This window comes from Leucobacter faecis (assembly GCF_054456635.2).
Map to the genome: position 1 here is coordinate 1 of NZ_JBTJEP020000008.1, position 25738 is coordinate 25738.

Consider the following 25738-nt stretch of genomic DNA (forward strand, 5'->3'; position numbering starts at 1 on the left):
CGGGAGTGAGAATCAACGGCCAGTGCCTAGCCTGCCAGCCAGTCCCAGACCAGCCAACTTAATACTCACAGCGACTCCTTCGTCGCGCAGCATGACGAGTTCTCTAATTGGCGCGGCGGTTAGCTGAGGCGCAGGCCGGTCTGCGCGTCGAAGACGTGCAGGCGCCCTGGTGCGGGCTTGAGGGTGACGCGCTCGCCCCCGTTCGGGTGTACCCGTCCGTCGACGCGGGCCACCACTTCGAAGCCCAGCTCGTCTGCGCTGTGGCCGTACAGGTAGCCGTCTGCGCCGAGCTCCTCGACCAGGTCAACGATCACCTCGAGGCCTGGCTCACCCGGGGCCGCAAGTGCGAGATCCTCCGGGCGCACACCCGCCGTGATCTGGCTCGACGTCGCCATGGCGCGCACGCCCGGGTGCACCTCGGCGACGGCCGTACCAAACTGTACGCCGTGCTCGGTGAGGTTCGCGGGGAACAGGTTCATGGCAGGCGAGCCGATGAATCCAGCAACGAAGTCATTAGCGGGGGTTTCGTAGAGCTCGCGCGGTGTACCCACCTGCTGCAGCTCACCGGCCTTGAGTACCACGATCCGGTCGCCCATGGTGAGCGCCTCAGTCTGGTCGTGCGTGACATAGACGGTCGTGACGCCAAGGCGGCGCTGCAGCGACGCGATCTGTGTACGTGTCTGTACACGCAGCTTCGCGTCGAGGTTCGACAGCGGCTCATCCATCAAGAATGCCTGGGGGGAGCGCACGATCGCGCGGCCCATGGCGACACGCTGGCGCTGGCCGCCCGAGAGCGCCTTCGGCTTGCGGTCGAGGTACTCCTCGAGGTCAAGCATCTGCGCTGCTTCGCGCACACGCTTGGCGCGCTCGTCCTTGCTGACGCCCGCGATCTTGAGCGCGAAACCCATGTTCTCACCCACGGTCATGTGGGGGTAGAGCGCGTAGTTCTGAAACACCATCGCGATGTCGCGGTCCTTGGGCGGCATGTGCGTGACGTCGCGATCACCGATCATGATCTGGCCCGACGTGACCTCCTCGAGACCAGCCAGCATGCGCAGCGTCGTCGACTTGCCGCAGCCCGAGGGGCCAACGAGAACGAGAAACTCGCCGTCTCCGATCTCAAGATTGAGCTTGTCGACAGAAGGGCGCTCGGCCCCCGGGTAGACACACGAAATGTTGTCAAATGAAACAGTAGCCATGTTTCTTTCCTCCACCGGCAGGTACGTGCCGGACGATCCGTTGTAGAAGTCGGTGATGTTACATCACCGGTGTCCGTCTTTGGACGTGCTCAGCGTAGCAGCTTGCGGGCGTGCGCGGGCGGGTTTGTGGAACCGTTTAGGATGGGCATATTTGGAACTTTTGTGGTTGCGACGGGTGTGAGCCCGCCGGCCGCAGGCCCTGAGGAGGTCAGTTGGAGATCGTCATCGTTGCTGATGCGACGGCAGTTGCCGAGCGTGCGGCTGAAGAAATGGCCCGTGTGATTCGTGGGCGCCAAGACGCCGTCATTGGAGTTGCAACCGGTTCATCGCCGCTGGGCACCTACGAGGTGCTGGCACGCAAGGTACGCGAAGGCGAGATTGACGTGACGGGTGTGAGCGCGTTTGCGCTCGACGAGTACGTCGGCCTCGCCCCCGAGCACCCCGAGAGCTACCACAGCGTTATCGGCAAAACGGTCACCGAGCAGCTGGGGCTGAACCCCGCGCTCGTGCACGTTCCCAACGGCAATGCGGACGACTTCGACGCCGCGTGCGACGCGTACGAGCGCGAGATCGTGGCAGCCGGTGGCATTGACATTCAGTTGCTCGGCATCGGTGCAAACGGCCACATTGGCTTCAACGAGCCGACCTCGTCGTTTGCGTCGCGCACGCGCCTCAAGACACTGGCTCAGCAAACCCGCATCGACAACGCCAGGTTCTTCGACTCGCCGGACGACGTGCCCGTGTACAGCGTGACCCAGGGTCTCGGCACCATCGCCGACGCGCGGCGGCTGCTGCTCGTCGCGCAGGGTGAAGCGAAGGCCGACGCCGTGGCGGCGATGGTTGAAGGCCCCGTGTCGACCATGTGCCCGGCGAGTGCACTGCAGATGCACCGCTACGCGACCGTCGTGATCGATGAGGCGGCAGCCTCGAAGCTCAAACTGCGCGATTACTACGACCACGTGCAGCACTACCGCACGCTCGCGCCAGCCTAAGCTTTCAGCCCATGCTTCACCCGGATCTTGGGCCGGGCCCCATCTATTTGGCCGTTGTTGTGGTTTTTGCTGTGCTAAACCACAACAACGGCCAAACAAAACGTCGCGCCGCGGGCGGTAGTGGGGGTTTGTGCGCTACGCGATGCGGCGAAACCGCGGGCCGGCGTAGCCATCGCGCTCGACGTGCTCGGCGAACAAGTCGAGCGGTCGCACCCAAAAGCTGTAGTCGTCGTACAGCTTGCGGTAAAACACGAGGGCCTCTTCGGTTTCAGAGTGCCTACCGGTGCCTACGACCTCGTATCGTGCGCCCTTGAAGTGTTCGTAGATGCCAGGTTCGATGTTGCTCATGGGCGTCAGCCTAGCGGGCGCTAGAAAACCCGTGCACCCTCGACGTAGGTCGCTAAGACGGGCATTTCGGCCAGGGTTTGTGCGTCGAGGGCCAGCGGATCGTCTGCACATACCGTGAGCGCTGCCCTGTGCCCGGTCACGATGCCGCCCTCTTCGTCTGAACCGATTGCGCGTGCCGCGTGTGTGGTGTAGCCCTCAAAAGCTTCACGAACACTTAGCGCCTGTTCAGGCTGCACTGGGGCAAGGCCCGGGCGGGCAAGAGGCCTGCGCAGTATTGACTCGGCCATCATGGCGCGCGGGTCATACGGGGTCACAGGCCAGTCACTCCCGAGCGCCAGTGTGGCGCCTGAGCGGCGAAGGTCGCCAGACCTCCAGCCGTGTGACGCTCGCTCCTCGCCCAGCCGCACCGACCAGTTATCGCTGCGGTCTGCGAGGGTGTGACGCACGCCATGAATCGGCTGCATGCTGGCGGCGACCCCGAGCTCGGCAAACCGGGGCACTGTCTCATCGGGAATAGTTTCGATGTGCTCAATGCGGTGATGTGCGTTGCCTGCGATGGAGCCGAGTGCTTCAATGGCGTCAAGTACAAACTCGACACCTCTGTCACCGATCGCGTGGGTCGCAGTGGAGATGCCGCGTTCGGCGAAGAATCGAAGAGCCGCTCGATATGCCTCGGGGTCGGTCCAGATCGATCGAAGTCCCTCGCCGTAACAATCGGGCTCGGCAAGCCAAGCAGAGCCGTTGTCCACGGTTCCGTCGATCATGAACTTCACGCCCTCGACGCGCCAGCGGCGCCCGTGCAGGCCCTGAATGCTGGCGAAATGTGTCAGCGCTTGTATGTCAGAACCGGGCGGAATGATGGGGGAGAACCTGAGTCGTAACGGTAGTTCACCGCGCGTCTCTAGCAGCTCAAGGAGTTCTTGACTGCCCTCGTGAAAGTCCATGACGTGTGTGCCAGTGATTCCCGTGCGGGCCATGCCATTGAGCACTTCTGACAATCGGTTCGCTTTGGACTCGAGGCTCTCTTGCGGAATCTGAGCGAGCACGAGATCCATCGCTGCGAGCTCCAACAAGTACCCGGTCGGAACGCCATCTGCATCAACACCCACGGCCGACTCATCGGGGAACTTTTCTGCCCCAGTGAGCCCGACCTGGCCTACGGCCACGCTATTGACGACCGCGGAGTGGGCATCGCGCATGCGTAGAAATACAGGGTTTTGGGGTGTTACGTGGTCAACCACGCGGCCAGAGAATCCAGTGTTGGTAAAGATGTTTGGGTCAACTCCCCAGCCGAAGATCCACTCGCCTGGAGCTGCTGCAGCTACGGCAGCCGCGAGCCGTGCACATACTTCTTCAAGTGAAAGGTCGGTTAGCTGCACACCGCGCGTGAGCTCCAACCCGAACACGATGTGGGTGTGGCTGTCGATGAGCCCGGGAACAATCGTCGCCCCGGGAAACTCGTCAACGACTGTGTCGGGCGTGAGCTGCGCAGCCAGCGACTCCTTCGAGCCGATACCGGTGATCCGGCCCCGCGTAATCGCGACCGCGGTGGGGGCCGAATCACTAGAGTGCCGGTGGCCATCAAATGTGTGCACGCGCGCGCCGATCACGATGCGATCCGCGACGGGTGAACTCTGCTGTGTCATGTGTCTCTCCTCTTGAGCCGGATCAGTTAGCTGTGCACCGGTTCAGCAGCGCCTATCACCACTGCGGTGGTGTTGCCGTCCTCATACTTGCGACGGCTGCGTGCGATCAAGAAGAGCGCGAGCCCAAAGATGATGCTCGGTGCGGTGACGATCAGCGCGTACTGCAGCGGAGTGAGCACGCCGACCAGCTGGCCGCCAATCAGCGGGCCGAACGCGACACCAGCCAGGTAAAAGCCCGATACGACGACGCCTACGCGGCCCGTCACGTCCATGACCGCAGCAAGACCGGTCACCAGCACCAAAATCGCACCGTACATGACACCCCAAACGACAATGGAGACGGCGTAGATCAGGGCTGATCCACTCGTGATCATGAGGAACTTCGTGATCGTGCTGATCGCAATGATCAATACGAACGACCAGCTTCGGCCGATCCAGCGAAGTGCAAGGGGAGCGAGCAGCGCGCCCACGAGCCCGCCGCCAACCTTGGCAGCGAGCAGTGCGCCGGAGGTCTCAGGTGTGAGCCCAGCGTGATCGGCAAGGACACTGGTCATGGAGTACACCATGTCTTCGGTGAGCGACCACAGGCACATGGATGCGGCGAGGGCGAAAGCAATCCAAGTGAGGGGGCTGCGCTCTGAATTGGCGGTGGCGGTGACTTCGGTGCCCGTGCCCTTAGTGGGTGCGTTTGGTAACCCGCCCGCGAGAATCAGCCCGATGACTCCCAGCGCGGTAATGACAATGAGTACTGAGCGCAGGTCGTTGTGGAACAGCGGGGCGATCGCAAGCAGTGCTGTAGCGCCGAGCCGGTTGATCACCATTACAACGGTTACTGTGCGGTCGGGGTTCTGCGTGGCAGAAGCCGATGCGGTGCCGGTCGCAATCATGACACCGGCGCCGATGCCGCCCAGCATGAGGCCGATCATCACCGTGTTCGTTGTCATGAATGCCGCCGCCAAACCGTAGCCTGCGACCATGGCGAGAAGACCAAGGCGGCCAAGCGTGGGGCGATCTGCGTGAGCGATGAAGCGCGTTGTGACAAACATAGCCAGGGCTGACCCCGCGGTCATGCCGGTGGCGAGCGCCCCAGCCGTCGCGATGTCAACGCCTAAGTCTTGCACCATGGCTGCGATGAGCACGGGGACGAGGTTAGCCGCCATGAGTGCGAACACCCAGGTGCCAACGAAGCCCATGACAACTTTGCCAGTGAGAGTCGCGAGCTTGGGTTGTGTGGTGGGTTGAGGGGCTGGCATAGAGACTCCTTCGTCAAGCGAGCATGGTGAAGCGCGATAGTGCGTCTAAACGGATGCTGCGGGAACGTTCCCGCATCGGTAATGCTACGGGCCAGTCCGTCTCCACGCAACATGAGCGCCACGGCCGCGCCCATAGACTGTCGACTATGGCGTCTTCTCCAGTCACAATTGTCGACATCGCTCGAGCATTGGGTATCTCGAAGACGGCGGTTTCTTCTGCGCTCCACGGCCGGGGTCGAGTGTCTGAGGACACTAAACAAAAAGTTCTCACCCAAGCCGCGCGCATGGGGTATGTTTCGAATCGCGCGGCACAACGACTACGAGGTGGCAAACACGCGGCGATAGGGCTACATATTCCGGCGAATGTGCGTGAGCTCGCGTTCTACATGGAGCTAGCGTTTGGGGTGGCCGATGTCGCTGCAATGACGGGAAACGATCTGTTGTTGCTCACTTCAGGCGCCAGTGGACGCGCTCGACCACAGATCGACGGTCTACTGGTTGTTGATCCGGAGCCTAAGGCATTTGCTGCCGTCTCATCGAACATTGGCGACGTGCCCGTGGTCACAGTGGGTGAGTATCGCGGTGAACAAGAGGATCGAATTGCAGCGTCGATCGCGGCCGACCATCGCGCGCTCACTATGAGCGTGCTCGATCAGCTCAGTCAGTGCGGCGTGCGGCGACCGGCCATCGCAGCAATTGAGGAAGAGTGGGCGCCTATGTGGGCGTCGGAAGTTGTCGCGGGGTACAGAGATTGGTGCGAGCGACACGGAGCCAACGCGTCAATTTTGCATACGCAGGTGACGCCAACTGACGCCGAGATTATTCGTTTACTTGATGAGGTTGAGCAACGGGGGTGTGACGCACTGCTCTGGGTGGCGCAGGGGGCCGTGACGCATGCGCTGGCGTTTCAGGCAAGTGGCGTCGCCGGCGAGGGGCTCACGTTCGCGACGATGGCGACGGAGCCAGGCCCGACTCGTGTAGTGGGTGTTGACCTCGAAGCGCGTGACTACGGCCGGGAAGCGGCGAAACTACTATTGAAGGCTATCGACGGCGAGACCGACCCGCGCGAGAGCGTGCTCCATGCCGCGCGCATAGTTGTACCTGAGAGTTAGCCTCGGGAGCGCTGCAGCCGCTGAGCTTTGGCGCAAGGAAGCGTGGCCGGGCGGATGCCCGCCCGGCCACAACCTGCCCAGCAGCTCCGCCCTACTTCACGCTGCCGGCGGTGAGGCCGCTGACGAGGCGCTTCTCGATCAGCATGAACAAGATCACCACGGGCAAGATCGCGACGATCGAAACGGCGAACACATACTGCCAGCTCGTCTCGTACTGGCCCACAAACTTGGTGAGCGCCACCGACATGGGCTGGTTACCAGCAGTCGACAGGATGACGAGGGATGCCGCGAACTCATTCCAGCAGGCCACAAAGGTAAACACGATCGCGGTGACAATGCCCGGCCACACGAGCGGCAGGTTGATCTTGAACAGGACGGTGAAGCGGCCTGCGCCGTCGATCTGCGCGGCCTCGTCGACTTCCTTGGGAACGCCAGCAAAGAACGAGTGCATGATCCACGTCGCAAACGACAGGTTAAACGCGGCATTCACGAGAATCATGGCAAGCCAGGTGTCAGAGATGCCCATCGTGATGAACTGCCGAAACAGGCCCGAGGTGAGCACCGCGGGCTGCAGCATCTGCGTCACGATGACGAGAAACAAGAACACCATGCGACCGGGAAACCTGAAGCGTGCCGTGTAGTAGGCGGCGGGCAGCGACACCAGCAGCACGAGCAGCGTCGCGAACACCGAGATCACAATGGTCGAGATCAGGTTTTGCAGCAGCGGAGTCTCGGGCGTCGACCACATCGTGACGAAGTTTTCCCAGCGCCACTCGGTGGGAAAGTAGGTCGGGTCGACCGAGCGAATCTCGGGCTTCGACTTCACCGCACCAAAGAACATGATCGTGTACGGCAGCATGAACACAACGAGCACAATCGCGCCGGCGAGCATGCGCAGCGCGATCGTGCCACGTGAAACATTGCCGCGTGCGACGCGACGGCGGGCGCGACCGGCGGGTACAACGAGCGCGGTGGTCGCGTCGTCGACCGGCGCTGGTGACTTGGGGGTGTAGAGAGCCACGGTCTAGACCTCCTTCATGGGCTTGACGGCCTTGACATAGATCGCCACGATTACGATCACAATCAAGAACCCAACGACCGACAGCGCGCTCGCGACGTCGACCTTGTGCTGATCCTGCATGTATTTGAAGATCATGGTCATGATCGTGTCGGCGTCGTAGCCGGGAATTGATCCGGTCATGATGCGCAAGATCGGCAGCGAGTTAAAGACGTTAATAATATTGATCAGGATCGCGACAGCCAGTGCGCTGCGCAGCTGGGGCAGCACCACGGAGAAGTACGCGCGGGCAGGGCCCGCGCCGTCGACCCGGGCGGCTTCGAGTGTCTCGCCGGGAATAGCTTGGAGCCCCGCGAGAATCGTGTAGGTCGTAAACGGCAGCGACACAAAGATGGCGATCACAATCGACCAGGCGAATGCGGTGTCGGCGTTGCGGGTCCAGCCGAAGCCTTCGGGTGTGTCGATGAGCCCGACGTCGACCAAGAACTTGTTGATGATACCGAAGTAGGGCTCGAGGCCGTAGTAGAACACCATCGTGGTCATAACGACCGAGGCCGCCCACGGCACGATCACGGCGAGGCGTACGAGCTTGCGCCCGGGAAACGCCTTGTTGAGCACTTGCGCGATCACGAGCGACAGCGCGACGGTGAACGCGACGACCACGACGACCCAAATGATCGTGCGAAACAGGATCGGCCAGAACTCGGCGAACCCAAACACGGTCGCATAGTTATCGAACCCAACGGAGCCCTTGTCGACGCCCGACTGTGAGATCTTGCGTGTTGAGTTGAAGAACATGAGACCGGCGGGAAAGAAGACCACGCCGACAATGAGCAGCAGCGCAGGGGCGATCCAGGGCAGCGCTTGCAGTAGGTCGCGCGCGCCCGAATTCTTGCGGCTGGGGGGTGGTTTCTTGGCCCCACCGCCTCGGGCGGGGCGGCCTGTGGCCGCCCCGCCCGAGGAGGGAGAGGGCTCGGTGGTGAGGGTCATCTACTCTTCCGATCCTGGGTGGTGTGGCGTATAGCGTCTAACGGGACTTAACCCTCGTCAGACTGCGCCTGGATCTCGGCGAGCACGTCGGCTGCAGGCTTAGTCTGCAGCTGACCGAACAGCGCCTTGAATGCCGAGTCGGTGGCCGACCAGTTGGGGTTCGTGGTCGGGAAGAACTGAGCGTCGGGCAGTGCCTCGAGGAACGGCTTGAGCGCCTCATCGTCTGCGAGTGCCTCGGCGCCGCTCTTGGTCGTGGGCAGGAAGCCCTCGCCCGAGACCCACGGCACGTAGGTGTCGGCAGCGAAGAGGTAGTCGAAGAACTTGGTGATCGCCTCTTGCTTGCTCTCGTCGTTCTTAAACGCCATCAGCTGGTCGGCGACGCCCACGGTCATGGCCGAGCCGTCCTTGGTGGGAATGGGTGCGATCGAGTAGTTCAGGTCGGGGTTGTTGTCTGCAATCTGGCCAACGGTCGGGGGCAGACCCACCTGCATGCCGATCTTGCCCTGCACGAAGATCTCCATGAGGGGTGAACGCTGCGTCGATCCCGGATCAGCCTGGGTTGCGCCCGCATCGATCATCTTCTTGATCTGCTCGGCGCCCACGAGGTTTTCGGGGGTGTCGACGGTGATCTTGTCGGCGTCGCCAAAGCTGCCACCGCCGCCCCACAGCCAGACGGCTGCTTCTGCCTGCGCTTCTTCAGAGCCGAGCGGCATGCCGTAGCCCGCAACGCCGCCGCCGAGCTGCGAAACCTTGGTGGCGGTGTCGAGGAGCTCGTCCCAGTTCTTGGGGGCTTCCTTCACGCCGGCTTCTTCAAGGAGGTCGTTGTTGACGAAGAGTGCGCGTGCCGAGGCGATCCAAGGGAGCGCGTAAGCGTCGCCCTCGTAGGTCTCGTTCTCGAGGAAGGAGTCCTGGAAGTCAGAGAGAGTGTCGGGTGATGTGACATCTGCTGCCTTGTAGAGCAGGTCGTCTGCGGCGAAGCCGACGAAGGGGCCGCCGTTGTAGATATCGGGGGCCTGGTTGCCCGAGACCTTCGTCGCGATGACCGACTCGAGGTTGTCCCACGACTGGACCTCGAGGTTCACCTTGATGTCAGAGTGCTCTTTTTCGAAGCCAGCGATGACGTCGTTCCACAGCTTCTGCGTGTTGTCGGAGTAGCTGGGCACGAGCAGGTTGAGCGTCGTTGCGCCGTCCTTGTCGTCTCCGCCGCCCGATGCCCCGCCACTGAAGCCACACGATGTGAGTGCGAGTGCCGCGGTCGCCGCGACGGCAACAGTTCCTAGCCTGATGGATTTCTTCATTGAACTTCCTCACTCTGAATCGCTCATGGTTATGAGCGTTTGCGTCTCTGCAAGTTCGACTCTTACGGGCCGATTCCAGCGAATTTCATCAAATGAACGTCTGGATGAAACCACTATTGGGGCAAAATGCTGCTTCGTCAAGCTCCAAAATCATTTCGTTATCAACTTAGTGCAAAAATAACGCAAGAAATCGGTTATATGAGAGAATTGTCATAAATCACCCATTGAAATGATCGAAACTCATGTGTGACAATCATTTCTAATCACTTATTCGATCGCGAAGGCGGAGTAGCAATGACGCAGACACGACAGCCAGGGGCTTTCATGGCCGAGGAGATCGCTTCTCAGCCCGACACGTGGGCGCGTGTCGCCCACATGACCGACGCACACGCTCAGCTGCCTCAGGCCGGCGAGCGGGTCGCAGTGATCGGCTGCGGCACCTCGTGGTTTATGGCACAGTCATATGCACACCTGCGTGAGTCGACGGGGCAGGGCGTCACCGACGCGTTCGCCGCGTCAGAGGCCTTCGTTGATCGTGGCTATGACTCGATCGTCGCGCTCACCCGATCCGGCACGACGAGCGAGGTGCTCGAGATCATCGAGCGCCTGCGCGGCAGCGTGAAGACCATCGGCGTGATCGGTGACCCCGAGTCACCGCTGCCGGGCCTCGTCGACGAGGCCATTCTGCTGCCGTTCGCCGATGAGCAGTCGGTCGTGCAGACCCGCTTCGCCACCACCGCGCTTGCCCTCTTTCGCGCCTCGCTTGGCGTAGACCTGACGCAGGCGATCGCCGATGCGCGCATCGCGGTCGCAGAAGAGCTGCCTGCGGCACTGCTCGACGCCGAACAGGTGAGCTTTCTCGGCCGCGGCTGGACGGTGGGGCTCGCTCACGAGGCAGCGCTCAAGATGCGTGAGGCCGCACAGGCCTGGACCGAGTCGTACCCAGCCATGGAGTACCGCCACGGGCCCATCGCCATCGCGGCCCCCGGCCGCGTCACATGGCGCTTCGGCGAGGCTCCCGAGGGGCTCGCCGAGCAGGTCGCGCGCACCGGCGCGCACATCGAAGCGAGCGCGCTAGATCCGCTCGCCGATCTCGTTCGCGCCCAGCGTGTCTCGCTCGCACGCGCGCTCGCGCTGGGTCTTGATCCGGATCAGCCGCGCAACCTGACGCGCTCAGTCATTCTCGAGCCGTGATCGACCTCCCCAGTGTCGGCCCCGGGCGAGCGGTCCTCGCGTTCGACGTCGGGGGGACAGATATCAAATCGGCGTTGATTGATGAGCACGGGCAGGTGCGCGGAATCGGCCGCTCGGCCACACCGGTCGAGCGGCTGCGCCCGCCGAGCGCCAACGGCATTGCTGAGGGCGAGCTGGGGGCGGCGCCGCAGATCATCGAGCGGCTGCGCGCGTTGCAACTTGAGCTCACCTCGGCACACCCCGATGTGACCCCGGTCGCGGCGTCGATCGTGGTGCCTGGCATTGTCGACTCCGAGCGTGGAGTGGGGGTCTTCGCCTCGAATCTAGGCTGGCGCGAGGCGCCCATCAGACAGCTCGCCGAGGAGCGGCTCGGCCTGCCGGTCGCGTTTCACCACGACATCCACTCGGCGAGTAGCGCTGAGCTCGCGCTGGGTGGCGCGCGCGATTACGAGAACGCGGTCGTCGTAGTGTTGGGCACGGGCATCGCCGCGACCGTAGTGATCGGCGGTGCGCCATACCTCGCGGGTGGTTTTGCGGGCGAGATTGGGCATACCCCGGTCGCCGACGGACCGGAATGCCAGTGTGGCGGGCGCGGTTGCCTCGAAGCGATTGCCTCGGGTGGTGCGATCGCCCGGCGCTACCGTGACCGAGTGCGCGCACGTGGCGAGTCGAGTGAGACGCCCGACCGGGTGCGCGATATTCTCGCGCTCGCCGAGACAGGTGATGAGTGCGCACGCGACGTTTGGAACGAAGCGCTTGACGCGCTTGCCACCTCGTTTGCGCAGATCACCGGCATCATCGCGCCCGAAGCGATCGTCATCGGTGGCGGCCTTAGCCTCGCGGGCGACGCCATCTTCGTGCCACTGCGGGAACGACTCGATGCGCGTCTCACGTTTCACCGTCGCCCCAGGGTGGTTCCCGCCCAGCTCGGCGAGAACGCTGGGCTCATCGGCGCTGTGTTGTTCGCCCGCGCACTTGCCGAGAGGAAGTCCATATGACCAAGCCGATTGTAACGGTCACCCCTAACCCCGCGCTCGACATGACGTGGGTGGCAGACGCTGTCCATGCTGGTGCCACACACCGGGTTGACGCGGCGCGCGTGCGCGCGGGCGGCAAAGGTATCAACGTGGCGCGCGTCGTTCATGCGCAGGCGCTTCCGGCTCTCGCAATCACCACCTGCGGGGGTTCGGTCGGTGAGGCGTTCGCCGCTGAACTAGCGACGAGCCATGTGCCACATGCGCTGGTGCCGGTCTCGGCAGAGACCCGTCGCAGCGTCGCGATCTACGACGAGACTGTCGCAGACACGATGATCTTCAACGAGCGAGGCGTCGCCCCGAGCCCGCAAGAGTGGGCCGCTCTCGTAGATGCGGTCGCGGCCGCCCTCGACGAAGCGGACGCTGGCGTTCTGGTGATCTCGGGCAGCCTGCCGCCCGGGGTCGGCGAAGCTGAGCTGCGCGCACTCATTGCGCTCGGCGCTGGGCGGGGGTGCCCCGTCATCGTCGACACATCGGGGCCGCTTTTGCTGGTCGCCGCGCAGGCAGGCGCCGCGCTCCTCAAACCCAACCGTGAAGAACTGCGCCTGGCGACGGGCGAATCCGACCCGATGCGCGGCATGGCTGCGCTCCTCGAGCTGGGAGCAGGCACTGTGATGTGCTCGCTGGGTGCCGAGGGCATGCTGCTGGCGACGGCGAGCGATCCGCTTGAGCGCAGCGGTGCGCGCGCTCGCCGAGCCCGCCTCAATGCGCCGCTCGTCGGCAACCCGACCGGCGCGGGCGACGCCGCCGTCGCGGCCGCCGCGAGCCTCGCGGCCTGCGGCGCGGCCCTCGGAGACACTGCGGTGCTGCGTCGCGCCACGATCTGGTCGGCCGCCGCGGTACTGATGCCGCTCGCGGGCGAAATCGCCCATGACCGCGCGGCACTCGAACCCAGCCTCGTGCTCGATGTGGTTACCTCGTCCACCGAACTCACTCACCCCGCCCCCGAAGGAGCCCCAGCATGACCCTCGTCACTACCCGCGAACTGCTCGCAGCTTCCCAGTCGCGCGGTGTCGCGACGGCGGCGCTCAACGTCGTGCACCTCGAGACCGCCGAAGCTCTCGCGCAGGCAGCCGAGCGAGCGGGGCACTCCGTGATCTTGCAGATCTCGCAGAACTGCGCCGATTATCACGGCGGCCTCGCACCGATCGGGCTTGCGACACTCGAGATCGCTCGGCGCAGCACTGCACCGATCGCGGTGCACCTCGATCACGCCGAACGGGTATCTCTCGTCGACGAAGCCGTCGACCTCGGATTTAGCTCGGTGATGTACGACGGCGGCACGCTGCCCTACGACGAGAACGTGGATGTTACAGCGCGCGTGGCGGCGAAGTGCCGCGAGGCGGGGGTGTTCGTCGAAGCCGAGCTGGGCGAGGTGGGCGGCAAGGACGGCGCGCACGCTCCCGGGGTGCGCACCGATCCCGAAGAGGCGCGGGCGTTTGTTGAAGCGACCGGGGTCGACGCGCTCGCGGTGGCCGTGGGGTCATCGCACGCGATGAATGAGCGCACCGCCAGCCTCGACCTTGAGCTAATCGCGAGGTTGCGTGCGGCGGTGCCGGTGCCGCTCGTGCTGCACGGCTCGTCGGGGGTGCCCGACGAGGTGATTAGTCAGGCTATCGTTGCAGGCATGCGCAAAATCAATGTGTCCACGCACCTCGTGGGATTCTTTACGCGCGCGGTGCGCGAGACGCTCGCTGCGCAGCCGGGTGTTGTTGACTCGCGCAAATACATTGGCGCGGGGCGCGCGGCCGTGGTGCCCGAGGCCGCACGGCTGATCAGTTTGTTCGCGGGAGGAGAGGTGCGCCGTGGCGAAGGCTGACCGCATGCGCGCCGTGCTCGAGCTCTTGAGCGAGCACGGCAAAGTCGAGATTGACGACCTTGTCACGACGCTCGACATCTCGCCGGCGACCGCGCGCCGAGATCTCGACACGCTCGCCGAGCAGCGCATGCTCACGCGCACACGCGGTGGCGCTGAGGCCCTGACCGTCGCGTACGACCTGCCGCTGCGCTACCGTGACGAGCGCGACCCGCACGCCGTGAAGCAGCGCATCGCGGTCGCCGCGAGCAAGCTCGTGAACGCGGGCGACGTCGTCGGGCTCTCGGGCGGCACGACGACGACGGCGGTGGCGGGTGAGCTCGCGACGCGCCCCGACATTATGGCCCCGTCGCCGGTGCCCAATCTCACCGTCGTCACGAACGCCGTCAACATTGCGGCCGAACTCGCGACCAGGCCGCAGGTGAAACTCATGGTCACGGGCGGAATCTTGCACCCCCGCAGCTATGAACTCGTCGGCTCGTTCGCCGAAGACACGCTCGCACAGGTCTCGCTGACCCTCGCATTTATTGGAGCGAACGGGCTCAACGCGGGCCTGGGCGCCACGACGCACAACGAGCGCGAGGCGGTCGTCAACAGCCTCATGGCAACGCGCGCAGACCGCGCGGTGCTCGTCGTCGATTCGTCGAAGATCGGCCGCAAGGCGTTCGCCGGTATGGGCGGGCCCGAACGCTTCGATACGATCATCACCGACGACGGAATCACTGACGCCGATCACACCGCGCTCGTCGGTCGCGGCTACGAGATCATCGTCGCGCCCTAGCGACAGGGTGCCCCACAGCCACATCGCTTCACCGCTTCACCTCTGCAAGAGAATTGAGTCACGCATGACCGCGACCGTCATCCACTCCTTACGGCTGCTCACAGGCCGTGAAGACACGGCCGACACCTGGGTGCTGCTCGCTGCTGGGCGGGTCGCCTCACGCGGCTCCGGATCCGGCTGGCGGGCTGAGATCGAGGCCCTGCCCGATGCTGCCGCCGTCGAAGTCGTCGATGGAAGCGGGCACACGCTCGTGCCCGGCTTTATTGACATGCACTGTCACGGGGCGGGCGGGGCATCGTTCGGTGATGCTGAGCCAGGGGCGATTGAAAATGCGCTCGCGGTGCACCGGAGCCACGGCACGACCCGTGCGGTGCTGTCGCTCGTCACCGCACCGATTGAGGTGCTCGAGGAGCAGGTGGCCCGCATTCGAGACCTGACGGGGCGCGGGCTGGGCGTGCTCGGGTCACACCTCGAGGGGCCGTTTCTGGCCGAGGAGTTTAAGGGGGCGCATGATCCGGCCCTGCTGCGTGCAGCTACGAAGCCCGATCTTGACCGATTGATCGCCGCGGGGCGCGGCACGATCGCGCAGGTGACGCTTGCGCCCGAGCTGCCGGGAGGCATGGCGGCGATAGAACAGTTCGTTGGCGCCGGGGTACGCGTAGCAGTGGGCCATACGGCATCTGACTACGACGCTTCGCGGGCTGCGTTTGCCGCGGGCGCCACAATTTTGACGCATGCCTTTAACGGCATGAAGGGGATTCACCACCGTGCGCCCGGGCCGGTGCTGGCAGCAATGGCTGAGCCACAGGTCACACTCGAATTGATTAACGACGGCGTGCACGTGCACCCCGATGTCGTGCGGCTCGCATTTGCGGGGGCGCCGGGGCGGGTGGCGCTCATCACTGATGCGATGGCCGCGACCTGCTGCGCAGACGGCCGCTACATGCTCGGCTCGCTTGAGGTTGACGTCGAGGGTGGCGTCGCACGCTTGGCCGGCGGTACTTCGATTGCGGGGTCGACGCTCACCCTCGACGGGGCGCTCCGGCAGGCCGTGCGCGAGTGCGGCGTCCCCATGCAAACAGCCATCGCAGCCCTCACCGAGGTGCCTGCCCGCGCACTCGGGGTGTCAGACAAATTCGGCGACCTAGCCGTGGGCTACGCGGCCGACGCGGTGCTGCTTGACGATGCGCTCGAGGTGGCTGGTGTGTGGACGGACGGCGTGCGCGCCGCGAGCTAGCCGCGGCGGGACGACGCGAGGAAGCCGGCTAGCGCGCCTGCGACACCAAAGACGACGGGCCAGACCCAGAACACTCCGAGGAACAGCAGCGCTGCAACGGCCGCCGCGAGCAGCAGTAGCTCAACCAGCGCCTGGCCAAAGCGGTCGGTGCGCAGCACGGGCTTGGGCGACAGAAACAGTGCCCAGATCACAACGGTGAGCACGAAAAAGCCGATGCCGCTGATGATGCCGGGAAACGGCAGCGGCCACGAGACGAACCCCCACACGGTGATGATGGTGACCGTAGCAAGGTGGAAGAGTTCGCGCACGACCTGAAGGATCGCGGTCGAACGAAGGGCCTGGGGCTGCGTGGTGTCTGTCACGGAACTCAAGTGTACCCGCCGGTGCTTGAAGAAGTCTGGCGCACATGGTCCATCCGTTCCCACCCCTCTTGGTCCAGTGATAGTGCGCGAGTTACTGTGAACCTATGAACCATGAGGGGCAACACGGCAGCGTGCGTAACGTGCGCGTCTGGGATGCGTCTGGCCACGGGGCTGAACCCGCGTTCTCAAAGCCCCTCGACGTGGCATGGATCGATGGACAGTTCACGGAATCTCGGCCATTGTCTGCCGCTCCGAGCGATGAGCACGACCAAGCTGTCGACGGCAGCGGCCTGTGGCTGATCCCTGGTCTTGTTGATGTGCACGTGCACGCCGCCTGGCACGCCTTTAACGAAACGGACCGCGAAGCGCTCAGCCCAGAGCGCTCGCGCGAGCTCACCATGCAGGGCCTCGCACGCAACCTGGCAGCGGGATTCACGAGTGTGCGCGACGCGGGCGGGCTCACCGTAGACGCCGCGCAAGGCGGCGAAGGGAATGCGGCACAGCGCCCCCGCGTGCAGCACGTGATCGACATGATCGACCGCGCAACGGCAGACGCAGCCGGCGGGCTATCTCACGCGGTTGCCGGTGTGCTCGAAGACGGTGCCCAGTGGGTCAAACTCGTCGGCACCGTGGGCGTCGCGTCGCCGGCAGGCGCCGGCCTCGAACCACACTTCAGCGCGGCCGAACTGCGCTGGGCGGCCCAGCTCGCCGCGAGCGCCGGCGCGGGCATCATGCTGCATGCCTGGGGCGGAGCCGCCATCGACTACGCAATCGAGGCCGCCGAAGCCACTCCGCAGGCGCCGCTGAGCATCGAACACGGCATCTTTCTTACGCGTGAGCAGGCCGAACGCGCCGCCGCCGCAGGCGCTACCTTCGTGCCGACACTGCGCATCTACCGACTCGTCGAAGCGATGATCACGAGCGGCGAGCTGCCCGCGCGCTTTGGCTCACGCGTCGCCGAAGCGGTGCAGGCCCACTCGCGCGCCGTGCGAATCGCCCGCGACGCGGGCCTCGCGATCGCACTCGGCACCGACTCTGGCACCCCAGAGCAGCACGGCACCGGCGGGCTCGAGCTCGAGGCGCTCGTGGCTGCGGGCCTCACGCGCACCGAGGCTCTCGCGGCCGCCACGCGAGCCGGGGCGGCGCTCTGCGCGGGGGTCGATCCGGATCAAAACCGGGCCACCGCAGGCCTCATCGCGCCGGGTGCCCCGGCCGACGCCGTGCTGCTGACCCGCGACCCGCGTGAGCCCGGGGCACTCAGCGACCCGGGCGCGATCTCAGCCGTCATTCTTGCCGGGCGCGTGGTCGCGCCCGCCTCCCCCGAAAGGAACCCATCATGAAGTTCAAGACAGGCGCGCCGAAGCTGGCGGTCGTAGCGCTCGCAGCGGCGCTCGCGCTCACCGGCTGCTCGCAGGCCACGGGAGCGGGCACCGGCGCGGACGCCGGGGCTGCGGCCGGGGAGCCCGTAGCCGGCGGTACGCTCACGTTTGGTCGCGCGGCTACGGTCACCGACCTCGACCTGCACCAGCAGATCACCGCCAACAACGCGTTTGCGATCGACAAGGTATTCGAACCGCTCGTGAGTTTCGATGAGACGGGCAAGATTGTTCCGTGGCTGGCCGAGTATGAGGTGTCAGACGACGGGCTGAGCTACGTCTTCACTCTGCACGAGGGGTTGAAGTTTTCGGACGGCAGCGACGTGACCGCCCTAGATGCAGTGTTTTCGCTAGAGCGGCACCTGAACATGGAGGGCTCACCGCTGCCCATCGAAGCCCCCGTCGCATCGGTAGAGGCGACCGGTGAGCGCGAAGTCACGATCATGCTCGAATCGGCATATACGCCGTTCTTGGCCGAGCTCGCTGGCTTCTCGAATGGCGTGCTGCCGCAAGACTTTGGCGGGGTCAGCGAAGCCGAATTCTTCAAGAACCCGGTCGGCACCGGGCCGTGGGTGGTCGATGCATGGGATCCGAACGGAGACCTTTCGTTTGTCAAGAACGAGCACTACTGGCAAGAGGGCAAGCCCTACCTCGAGCAGCTCGTGTACAAATTCGTGGCTGACCCCACCCAGTTGCAACAGCAGCTCATCGCGGGGCAGGTCGACGCGGTCGAACAGGTGCCGGCTGCCAACGCCGCCGAGGTTTCGGCCAACGCCGAGCTGCAGCTCATCGAAGCTCCGGGCTGGTCCGCCGACCAGGTGTTTTTCAACACGCTCAATGAACACTTTGCCGATGAGCACGTGCGCCGAGCAATCGCGCATGCTCTCGACCGAGACGGAATCGCGAGTGCGACGAGCTTCGATACGGCCGAGGTTGCGAATGCGCTCGTGCCGCCCGCGATCGAATACTCGGCCCAAGACGAGGGGTACGCCCTCGAGTATGACGTTGACGCGGCAAAGGCAGAACTCAGCAAATCGAAGTTTGCAGACGGGTTCGTGACAACGCTTGTGATTCGGAACGATAAACCCGAGTTCGCGCAGGTGGCCCAGATCGTGCAAGAGCAGCTGGGCGAGATTGGCATCACCGTCAAGATCGAGTCGCTCGACTATGCCGTGTTCAAGGAGCGGGTCTACTCAAACCTCGACTACGACTTCATGATCAACAACGGTCAGGCAGACGCGCCAGACCCCAACGGCATGATCACGTTTCAGACCGATGTTGAAGGGTTCTCGAAGTCGTACTGGACGAGCTTCTCTGACGCCGAGGTGAACACACTCGTTGAGCAGGGGCGTGTCACGCCCGATGGCGACGAGCGCGAAAAGATCTACTTCGAGATTCAGCGTCTGCTCGCCGAGAAGGCCCCCTTCATTCCGCTGGCGTTCCCCGAGAACCTGCAGGGCGCGACGGCCAAGGTCAACGGTTACACGCTGCTGCCCAACGGTTCGGTGCGGTTCCAAGACGCCTGGCTCGCGCAGTAACCCCGCAGCTGCGCCGATGGTCCCATCGGTAGTACCTTGTACCGAGTGAGAGGTCAGAGGTGGTCGACCGCGCGTGCAGCCGCACGCGCGGTCGTTCGCACGCTTGCGACAGTCGTCCCCGTAATGGTGGGCGTCGTAGTGGCCGTGTTCTTTCTGCTGCGCCTCGTGCCCGGCGACCCAGCCTCCATGATCTTGGGAGATCGGGCGACGCCAGAGCAGGTCGCCAAACTGCGTGCCCAGATGGGCCTCGATGAGCCGCTCGCGGTGCAGTTTGGCAGGTTTGTGACTGGCGTGGTCACCCGTTTCGACACGGGGGACTCGCTCGTTACCGGGGTCTCGACACGCGAGGTGATTCTGGCCAAAGCGCCCATCAGCCTCGGCATCGTTGCCCTCGCGGTGCTGTTTGCGGTGGCGCTAACGGTGCCGCTCGCGCTCGCGGCGGCGCGGCGGCGCGGGGGTCTTGCCGATCAACTGGTGCGCATCATTCCGACCGTTGGCATGGGCATGCCGATGTTTTGGATCGGTCTGCTGCTGATCATCGTATTCGCTGTGCAGCTCGGCTGGTTTCCGGTGGGTGGCGTGCTGCCCGGGCCAGGCGGCACGCTGTGGAGCCTCATTCTGCCCGCGTTGGCCGTCGCGATTTCACTGGTGCCACCGCTCGTGCGGTCGCTCAGGGCGCAGCTGCTCGAAGTCGTCGACGCCGACTTTGTGACGACGCTGCGAGCCGCGGGCGTTCCCGAGCGCACCATTCTCACGCGCCACATTCTTAGGGGCGCCGCTCTCCCCACGCTCGCGCTGTTTGGTGTCAACGTGGCCTACCTCATCGGCGGCACGCTCGTCGTGGAAAAGGTATTTGGCATCAATGGAGTGGGCACGCTGCTGTTTCAATCGATCGGCAGCCGCGATTTTCCTGTTGTGCAGGGCATTGCGCTCTACTGCGCGGTTGCCGTTGTGCTCATCACTCTCGCCGTCGACGGGCTCGCCGCACTCATTGACCCGCGTCTCAGGGGAGCCGGGGCATGAACACTGAATGGCGGCCGCAGACGTTTTGGGCCAGAGCCCGCCGATCCGGCACGCTGATCGCTGGTGTCTGCCTCCTCGGACTTCTTGCGGTCGCGGCCATTGCCGCGCCGTGGCTCGCCCCGCACTCGCCCACAGCACAGAATCTGACCGGTGGACTCTTGCCGCCGTCGCCCGGGCACTGGTTTGGCACTGACCAGTTGGGCCGTGACGTGTTCTCGCGGGTGCTGTACGCGGCGCGCACTGATCTCGCGCTCGCGTTGGCCGCGGCCGTCGCACCGTTCATCGTCGGCGTCACAGTCGGACTCATGGCGGGCTATTTTGGGCGGCGCACTGACTGGGTGATCTCGCGCGTCGTCGACACGGTCATCGCGTTTCCGTTCTACGTGCTTGTGATCGCGATCGCGTTTGCGCTGGGGGCTGGGCCTGCTGGCATCCTGGTCACCTTTGCGCTCGTGGGCTGGGTGGGATATGCACGAGTGATCAGGCTACTTACGGCCTCTATGCGCCGAGAGGAATGGATCCACGCGGCCCGCGGCGCCGGGCTCTCGCACGCGCGCGTACTCGTGCGCCATGTGCTGCCGAATGTGCTGCCGCAGGCCATCGTGTTGTTCATGAACGAGGTGCTGCTGATCATGGTCGCGATCGTGACCCTCGGATATCTCGGTCTCGGCATGCAACCGCCGACACCTGACTGGGGCACCATGATCGCCGACGCCCAGCCGTTTGTAACAACGAAGTGGTGGCTCGCGGCACTGCCCGGTCTCGCGGTCGTTGTGACCGGCATCGGTCTGTCGCTGACGGCAGATGGCCTCGGCGACGCGCTGCGCGTGAAGGGCGACCCTGGGGAACCCGGATCACCCGGTCACGCGCGTGCCGGATCAATACCAAACTCTTCTGCCACTGAGCCGGGCCGTGTACTCGTTACCGATCTCACCATTAGCGCTGGCAGTGATGCCGCACTCGTGCGCGGTGTCTCCTTCGACGTCGCTGCAGGTGAGGCACTCGGAATAGTGGGGGAGTCGGGCTCGGGTAAGAGCCTCACGCTGCGCGCGCTGCTCGGGTTAATGCCCGCGGGTACCGCGGTCGCGGCAGGCGAAGCGCGCGCAGGCGGCCGAGTCGGCATGGTGTTTCAGAACCCGCTCACCGCGCTCGATCCGCTTACCAGGGTGGGCACGCAACTGGCTGAGGCCGTGCGTGCAGCCGACCAGGCAGCCGGTCGTGCCGACGACGGGGCCGCCGACCGTGCCGCCGACCGTGCCGCCGACGGCACGGCAGCGCAGCGTTCACGCCGCCGCACCGCTACGTCCGAGCGTGTGCGCGAGCTCCTCGCGCTCGTGCACCTGCCCGAGGAGCGCGTGGCGCGCGCTTACCCGCATCAGCTTTCGGGCGGCCAGCGGCAGCGGGTTGTCATCGCTATCGCACTCGCCACGAACCCGGCGGTGCTGCTGTGCGATGAGCCAACTACGGCGCTCGACGTTACCGTGCAGCGCGAGGTGCTCGACCTGCTGCGCGAGCTGCGACGCTCGCGCAGGCTCACGCTTGTGTTTGTGAGCCACGATCTTGCCGTCGTCTCGTCGATGTGCGACAGAGTGCTCGTGATGCGCGAAGGTGAGGTTGTCGAACAGGGCCCGACAGAGGCCGTGCTGCACGCCCCTCAAACTGAGTACACCCGCATGCTGATTGAAGCGGTGCCGACTATACCCGCGCTCCCAGCTGCCCCGATCTCGCAGGCCCAGGCGCCGCTGCTCGCCACGTCAGCCGATACGGCAAGCGCGCGTGCCGTGCTCACCGCGCGTGATGTCGCAGTCGCCTATGGTGCGGGGGATCCCACGGTCACCGGAGTCACCTTCGCCCTGGCGCAGGGCGAAGCGCTCGGCATCGTCGGCGAATCGGGCTCAGGCAAAACCACTCTCGCTCGGGCGCTCGTGGGGCAGCTGGGGCTTGCCCGCGGCGAGCTGCTGCTCGACGGGGCGACGCTGCCACTCGCTCCGAGCCTGCGCCCGGCCGCGCTGCGCCGCGCGATTCAACTGGTGCCGCAGGACCCCGCGTCTTCACTCAACCCGCGCATGCGCGTGGGCGACGCACTCGCTGAGGTGCTGCGCGCCGCTGAGCCGTCAGGCACTGTACAGTCAGGCGCTGTGCAGCTAGGCACTGTGCAGCTCGGCACTGTGCACGGTCTGCTCGAGCGCGTGCGTTTGGCCCCGGATCTCGCCCACCGCTACCCCCACGAACTTTCGGGCGGCCAGCGCCAGCGGGTGGCTATCGCCCGGGCGCTTGCGGCGGGGCCGCGCGTGCTCGTCGCCGACGAGCCGACGAGCGCCCTCGATGTGTCGGTGCAGGCCGAGATACTGGCGCTGTTGCAAAATCTTCGACATGATCTCGGGCTGGTGCTGGTGTTTATCTCGCACGATCTCGCGGTCGTGCACGAGCTGTGCGACCGCGTGCTCGTGATGCGGGCGGGCCGCGTCGAAGAAACGGGTGGGCCCGAGTTCTTTACGCACCCGCGCTCGGCCTACGGAAGATCTCTGCTCGAAGCAGTCCCGAGACTGTAGCAGCCGCCCGCTGCCGCCCGGCCGCATGGCGAAAGAAAAATATGCGCGACGAATTCCGCTTCTGGGCCAGTCTTAGACGGAAGTAGTCGCGCATATTTTCATATACTCGGGTTGGTGGCCACCGCGGCTACCCCCGTTGATACGCTTAAACGACACCCTCGCTAGGAGGCGACATGGACGGCATCTTCAACTGGATCGAACGACTGATCGACGGTTCGCTTCTCGCGGGCGGGATCTTCTTGATCATCGGCGTCATCGGGGCGATCCTGCTGCTCATTTCGCTGCTGCTTGACGGCATTTTCGACGCCTTCGACTTTGGTGACGGCCCGCTCAGCCTCACCTCGATCGCCGCGTTCACGGCGATCTTTGGTTTCACCGCCTTCGCGAGTGTGGGGGCGGGCACCCCCACCCCCGTAGCCGCAGTGCTGGGGTCGCTCGCCGGGCTCCTGGGAGGGGCCGCGGCATGGTGGTTGTCGAAGCTGATACGCGGCGCCGAGTCAACTACCGCCGTGAGCGAAGACGAACTGGTCGGCAAAACCGCGTCAGTGGTACTCGCCATTCCAGAGGGCGGGCTTGGCGAGGTTGCGCTCACGCGCCACGGCGAGCGGGTTTCGCTCGCGGCCTCGTCTGCCGCTCCGGTCGCGCGCGGTGCTGCAGTGCGCATTGTGCAGGTGATCACATCAACGTCGGTGCGAGTCGAAGCAGACACCACCGAGCAGACCGAACAGACTGAACCGCCAGAGCCTGGCACACCGTAGTTCCACCGCAACACCGAAACGGAGAATACATGTTCCTCGCAAGCCCGGCGATTGTCGGCATATTTGGCGCGGTGATCGCGCTTGTGCTCGTGGCGCTCGTCATCATCAAGCGCTACCGCATCGCAAAGCCCGACGAGGCGATCATCGTCACCGGCGGCAAGGGTAAGGAGGTGGTTGACGCGGCGGGCAACCGTTCGCGTGACCTCTCGGGCCAAAAGGTAGTGACGGGCGGCGGCGTATTCGTCGTACCGTTTGTACAGAAGTCGTTCTCGATTTCGCTGCGCTCGCGCAGGCTGTCGATCACCACCGAGGCGCAGACTACCGATGGCATCACCATGCAGGCGCAGGCCGTCGCGGTCGTGAAGGTCGGTGGGTCGCAAGAGATGATCCGGGCGGCAGCCCAGCGCTTCCTCTCAAACTCAGACGAGATTGACGAATCGACGCAAGAGGTGCTCTCGGGTTCACTGCGTTCGATCATCGGTGGCCTCACCGTGCTGCAGATCATTCGAGATCGCGCCGTTGTCGCGCAGAGCGTGCTCGAAGCGGCAGAGGAAGCGCTCACCAAGCAGGGCCTCGTCGTTGATACGCTGCAGATTCAAGAGATTCGCGATGGCGCAGACTACATCGCCAACATCGGTCGCCCCGAGGCAGCGAAGGTGCGACAGGAAGCCGATATCGCCGAAACGAACGCCTACCAGGCGTCGCAGGAAGCGAAGATCGCTGCCGAGAAGGTGCTGCTTGATCGCAATCGCGAACTCAAGCTGCGCCAGGCCGAGATCCAGGTCGAGACCGATAAGGCCAACGCGCAGGCGGGGGCGGCCGAGCCGCTCGAGCAGGCGATCCAGCAGCAGGCGATCGTCGAGCAGCAGCAGATTACCGCGCAGCGAGAGGTCGCGCTGCGCACCGAGCAGCTGAACGCCGATGTGCGTGCGGTTGCAGAGGCCGAGGCCTACAAGGTCGAGGCGCTCGCGAAGGCAGACGCTGCCGCTGCAATCTCGGCTGCCGAGGGCCGTTCGCAGGCGATCGAGCGTGAGGGCCTCGCAAATCGTGCGGCTCGTATCGCTGCCTCTGAAGCGCTCGAGGCCGAGGGCCGCGCAGAGGCTGCCGCACTCGAGGCAAAGGGTACAGCCGAGGCGGCCGCGATCGACGCTCGTGCACGGGCGCTCGAGACGCAGTCTGAGGCGGTGCTCGCGCAAGAGCTGATTCACCTGCTGCCCTCGATCGCCACCGAGTACGCGCGCGCGATCGGTGCAATCGACAACATGACTGTTGTCTCTGCTGACGGCGCTTCAAAGGTCGCGGGCGACGCGATGGGCAACATCAAGGGCTTGCTCGAAATGGCCAAAGACACGGTTGGTATCGACCTCGTCGGCATGCTGAACGGCGTGGCCGGCGGCGCGGCGGCCGGTGCAGCAGCGGGCCGAGCGTCGCGCGGCGACGACCCGATTGCGCCCGAGGCTGGTCTCCAGGCTCGCTCTGTCGGTTCAGAAGCGGGCATCGCCTCAGCCCCGGAGGCTGACGCTGAGACAGAACCCAGCGACGACGCAGCAGAATAAGAGGTATGGCACAGCGCAGGCACCTTTCGGTGACGGCGGAGGTCGAGCGCGAGCTCGGTCCTCCGCCGCCGCAGCTTGCCGAACCCGAAGCTGTGGTGCTGCGCGTGCGACCTCACGGCCGCAGGCTGCTGCTACCCGTCGTGCTGGTCGCGGCTGTTGCGGCGGCGACCGGCTATTGGGTAGGCACGCTGCCCGCTGCCTGGATGAACACGCTCGCGGGCATCGGTGCGGTTGTGCTCGTGCTGCTCGTGGGGCTGCTGCCGCTGCTGTCGTGGCTCACCCATCGCACCACCGTCACCTCGCGTCGCGTGATCGTGCGCAGCGGCCTCTTTGTGCGGCACCGATCAGAGGTGCCGTTGAGTCGCGTGCGTGAAGTGCGCACCCGACGTGGCCCGATGCAGCGACTCTGGGGGTCGAGTGACATCGTGCTGCTGGTGGGCAACGAAAGCGTGATGGTGCGCGACGTGCCCGGTGCAGCGGTTGTAGCAGAAGCGCTGCAAGACCTGATGGAACGCAATTATGCGCACGCAACGCGCACGCAGGGGTTCTTTGGGGTGTAGGAAGCTAGCCCGATTTGGAATAGTGTGTGCATCAGGTGTAGTGTTTGCCTGTTTAGCCGTCGTCGATTAAGCGCCCACGATTCTCGATATTCCAG

23 protein-coding genes are annotated in these 25738 nt (G+C 64.7%); 15 read left to right on the plus strand and 8 right to left on the minus strand.

Features of this window, described 5'->3' with window-relative positions:
- Nucleotides 1–119: 119 nt before the first annotated feature.
- Nucleotides 120–1199 carry an ABC transporter ATP-binding protein gene (locus ACXR2T_RS08020; protein ID WP_458813023.1) on the minus strand — a complete coding sequence of 360 codons (1080 nt, stop codon included), beginning with the start codon at nt 1197–1199 and terminating at the stop codon, nt 120–122.
- Between the two features lie 212 nt (nt 1200–1411).
- Here ACXR2T_RS08020 and nagB point away from each other — a divergent pair, with 212 nt between their 5' ends.
- Nucleotides 1412–2191 carry a glucosamine-6-phosphate deaminase gene (gene nagB, locus ACXR2T_RS08025; RefSeq protein ID WP_458838329.1) on the plus strand — a complete coding sequence of 260 codons (780 nt, stop codon included), beginning with the start codon at nt 1412–1414 and terminating at the stop codon, nt 2189–2191.
- Between the two features lie 135 nt (nt 2192–2326).
- Here nagB and ACXR2T_RS08030 read toward each other — a convergent pair whose 3' ends face one another.
- The 3 genes from ACXR2T_RS08030 to ACXR2T_RS08040 are packed head-to-tail and all read right to left on the minus strand — an operon-like array spanning nt 2327 to nt 5438.
- The gene (locus ACXR2T_RS08030) at nt 2327–2539 is read right to left on the minus strand and encodes a DUF1653 domain-containing protein (RefSeq protein WP_458838330.1); all 213 of its coding nucleotides are present in this window, start codon (nt 2537–2539) and stop codon (nt 2327–2329) included.
- A 20-nt stretch (nt 2540–2559) separates the two neighbouring features.
- The gene (locus tag ACXR2T_RS08035; protein ID WP_458838331.1) at nt 2560–4185 is read right to left on the minus strand and encodes an amidohydrolase; all 1626 of its coding nucleotides are present in this window, start codon (nt 4183–4185) and stop codon (nt 2560–2562) included.
- A gap of 26 nt (nt 4186–4211) precedes the next feature.
- Nucleotides 4212–5438 (minus strand): MFS transporter, encoded by a 1227-nt coding sequence (locus ACXR2T_RS08040; RefSeq protein WP_458838332.1) that lies wholly within the window; start codon nt 5436–5438, stop codon nt 4212–4214.
- A gap of 146 nt (nt 5439–5584) precedes the next feature.
- On the opposite strand from ACXR2T_RS08040, the gene ACXR2T_RS08045 reads away from it, so the two are divergent.
- Nucleotides 5585–6550, plus strand: a complete 966-nt coding sequence (locus ACXR2T_RS08045) for a LacI family DNA-binding transcriptional regulator (protein ID WP_458838333.1) — start codon at nt 5585–5587, stop codon at nt 6548–6550.
- 91 nt (nt 6551–6641) lie between these two features.
- Here the strand turns inward: ACXR2T_RS08045 and ACXR2T_RS08050 are convergent, their stop codons facing one another.
- The 3 genes from ACXR2T_RS08050 to ACXR2T_RS08060 are packed head-to-tail and all read right to left on the minus strand — an operon-like array spanning nt 6642 to nt 9856.
- Nucleotides 6642–7571 carry a carbohydrate ABC transporter permease gene (locus tag ACXR2T_RS08050; RefSeq protein WP_458813011.1) on the minus strand — a complete coding sequence of 310 codons (930 nt, stop codon included), beginning with the start codon at nt 7569–7571 and terminating at the stop codon, nt 6642–6644.
- Nucleotides 7572–7574: 3 nt separating this feature from the next.
- Nucleotides 7575–8558: a carbohydrate ABC transporter permease gene (locus ACXR2T_RS08055; protein WP_458838334.1), complete on the minus strand. Its 984-nt coding sequence runs from the start codon at nt 8556–8558 to the stop codon at nt 7575–7577.
- 47 nt (nt 8559–8605) lie between these two features.
- Entirely contained in the window at nt 8606–9856 is a 1251-nt protein-coding gene (locus ACXR2T_RS08060; protein ID WP_458813007.1) for an extracellular solute-binding protein, read from the minus strand.
- A gap of 294 nt (nt 9857–10150) precedes the next feature.
- Here ACXR2T_RS08060 and ACXR2T_RS08065 point away from each other — a divergent pair, with 294 nt between their 5' ends.
- The 6 genes from ACXR2T_RS08065 (at nt 10151) to nagA (ending at nt 15918) form a co-directional block, all read left to right on the plus strand.
- Complete coding sequence (locus ACXR2T_RS08065; RefSeq protein WP_458838335.1) at nt 10151–11050, plus strand: SIS domain-containing protein; 900 nt, start codon at nt 10151–10153, stop codon at nt 11048–11050.
- Nucleotides 11047–12048, plus strand: coding sequence for an ROK family protein (locus ACXR2T_RS08070; protein WP_458813003.1), 1002 nt, complete (start codon nt 11047–11049; stop codon nt 12046–12048). Before ACXR2T_RS08065 ends, ACXR2T_RS08070 begins: the two co-directional genes overlap by 4 nt.
- Nucleotides 12045–13049 carry a 1-phosphofructokinase family hexose kinase gene (locus tag ACXR2T_RS08075; protein ID WP_458838336.1) on the plus strand — a complete coding sequence of 335 codons (1005 nt, stop codon included), beginning with the start codon at nt 12045–12047 and terminating at the stop codon, nt 13047–13049. The genes ACXR2T_RS08070 and ACXR2T_RS08075 overlap by 4 nt, the downstream gene beginning before the upstream one ends.
- Nucleotides 13046–13903, plus strand: a complete 858-nt coding sequence (locus ACXR2T_RS08080; protein WP_458838337.1) for a class II fructose-bisphosphate aldolase — start codon at nt 13046–13048, stop codon at nt 13901–13903. Before ACXR2T_RS08075 ends, ACXR2T_RS08080 begins: the two co-directional genes overlap by 4 nt.
- Nucleotides 13890–14681: a DeoR/GlpR family DNA-binding transcription regulator gene (locus tag ACXR2T_RS08085; protein WP_458812997.1), complete on the plus strand. Its 792-nt coding sequence runs from the start codon at nt 13890–13892 to the stop codon at nt 14679–14681. Before ACXR2T_RS08080 ends, ACXR2T_RS08085 begins: the two co-directional genes overlap by 14 nt.
- Nucleotides 14682–14745: 64 nt before the next feature.
- On the plus strand, nt 14746–15918 hold the full coding sequence (gene nagA / locus ACXR2T_RS08090; RefSeq protein ID WP_458838338.1) for an N-acetylglucosamine-6-phosphate deacetylase: 1173 nt from the start codon (nt 14746–14748) through the stop codon (nt 15916–15918).
- On the opposite strand, the gene ACXR2T_RS08095 is transcribed toward nagA, so the two are convergent.
- The gene (locus tag ACXR2T_RS08095) at nt 15915–16280 is read right to left on the minus strand and encodes a DUF2568 domain-containing protein (RefSeq protein WP_458838339.1); all 366 of its coding nucleotides are present in this window, start codon (nt 16278–16280) and stop codon (nt 15915–15917) included. The two genes, nagA and ACXR2T_RS08095, sit on opposite strands and share 4 nt — an antisense overlap.
- 104 nt (nt 16281–16384) lie before the next feature.
- On the opposite strand from ACXR2T_RS08095, the gene ACXR2T_RS08100 reads away from it, so the two are divergent.
- The 7 genes from ACXR2T_RS08100 (at nt 16385) to ACXR2T_RS08130 (ending at nt 25643) form a co-directional block, all read left to right on the plus strand.
- Nucleotides 16385–17620 carry an amidohydrolase family protein gene (locus tag ACXR2T_RS08100; protein WP_458838340.1) on the plus strand — a complete coding sequence of 412 codons (1236 nt, stop codon included), beginning with the start codon at nt 16385–16387 and terminating at the stop codon, nt 17618–17620.
- Nucleotides 17617–19194 carry an ABC transporter substrate-binding protein gene (locus ACXR2T_RS08105; protein WP_458838341.1) on the plus strand — a complete coding sequence of 526 codons (1578 nt, stop codon included), beginning with the start codon at nt 17617–17619 and terminating at the stop codon, nt 19192–19194. Before ACXR2T_RS08100 ends, ACXR2T_RS08105 begins: the two co-directional genes overlap by 4 nt.
- Nucleotides 19195–19239: 45 nt before the next feature.
- The gene (locus ACXR2T_RS08110; protein ID WP_458838342.1) at nt 19240–20217 is read left to right on the plus strand and encodes an ABC transporter permease; all 978 of its coding nucleotides are present in this window, start codon (nt 19240–19242) and stop codon (nt 20215–20217) included.
- Nucleotides 20214–22769, plus strand: a complete 2556-nt coding sequence (locus tag ACXR2T_RS08115) for an ATP-binding cassette domain-containing protein (RefSeq protein WP_458838343.1) — start codon at nt 20214–20216, stop codon at nt 22767–22769. Before ACXR2T_RS08110 ends, ACXR2T_RS08115 begins: the two co-directional genes overlap by 4 nt.
- Nucleotides 22770–22942: 173 nt before the next feature.
- Nucleotides 22943–23527 (plus strand): hypothetical protein, encoded by a 585-nt coding sequence (locus tag ACXR2T_RS08120; RefSeq protein WP_458812983.1) that lies wholly within the window; start codon nt 22943–22945, stop codon nt 23525–23527.
- Nucleotides 23528–23556: 29 nt separating this feature from the next.
- The gene (locus tag ACXR2T_RS08125) at nt 23557–25083 is read left to right on the plus strand and encodes an SPFH domain-containing protein (protein WP_458812981.1); all 1527 of its coding nucleotides are present in this window, start codon (nt 23557–23559) and stop codon (nt 25081–25083) included.
- Nucleotides 25084–25088: 5 nt separating this feature from the next.
- Nucleotides 25089–25643, plus strand: coding sequence for a PH domain-containing protein (locus ACXR2T_RS08130; protein ID WP_458838344.1), 555 nt, complete (start codon nt 25089–25091; stop codon nt 25641–25643).
- The last annotated feature ends 95 nt before the right edge of the window (nt 25644–25738 follow it).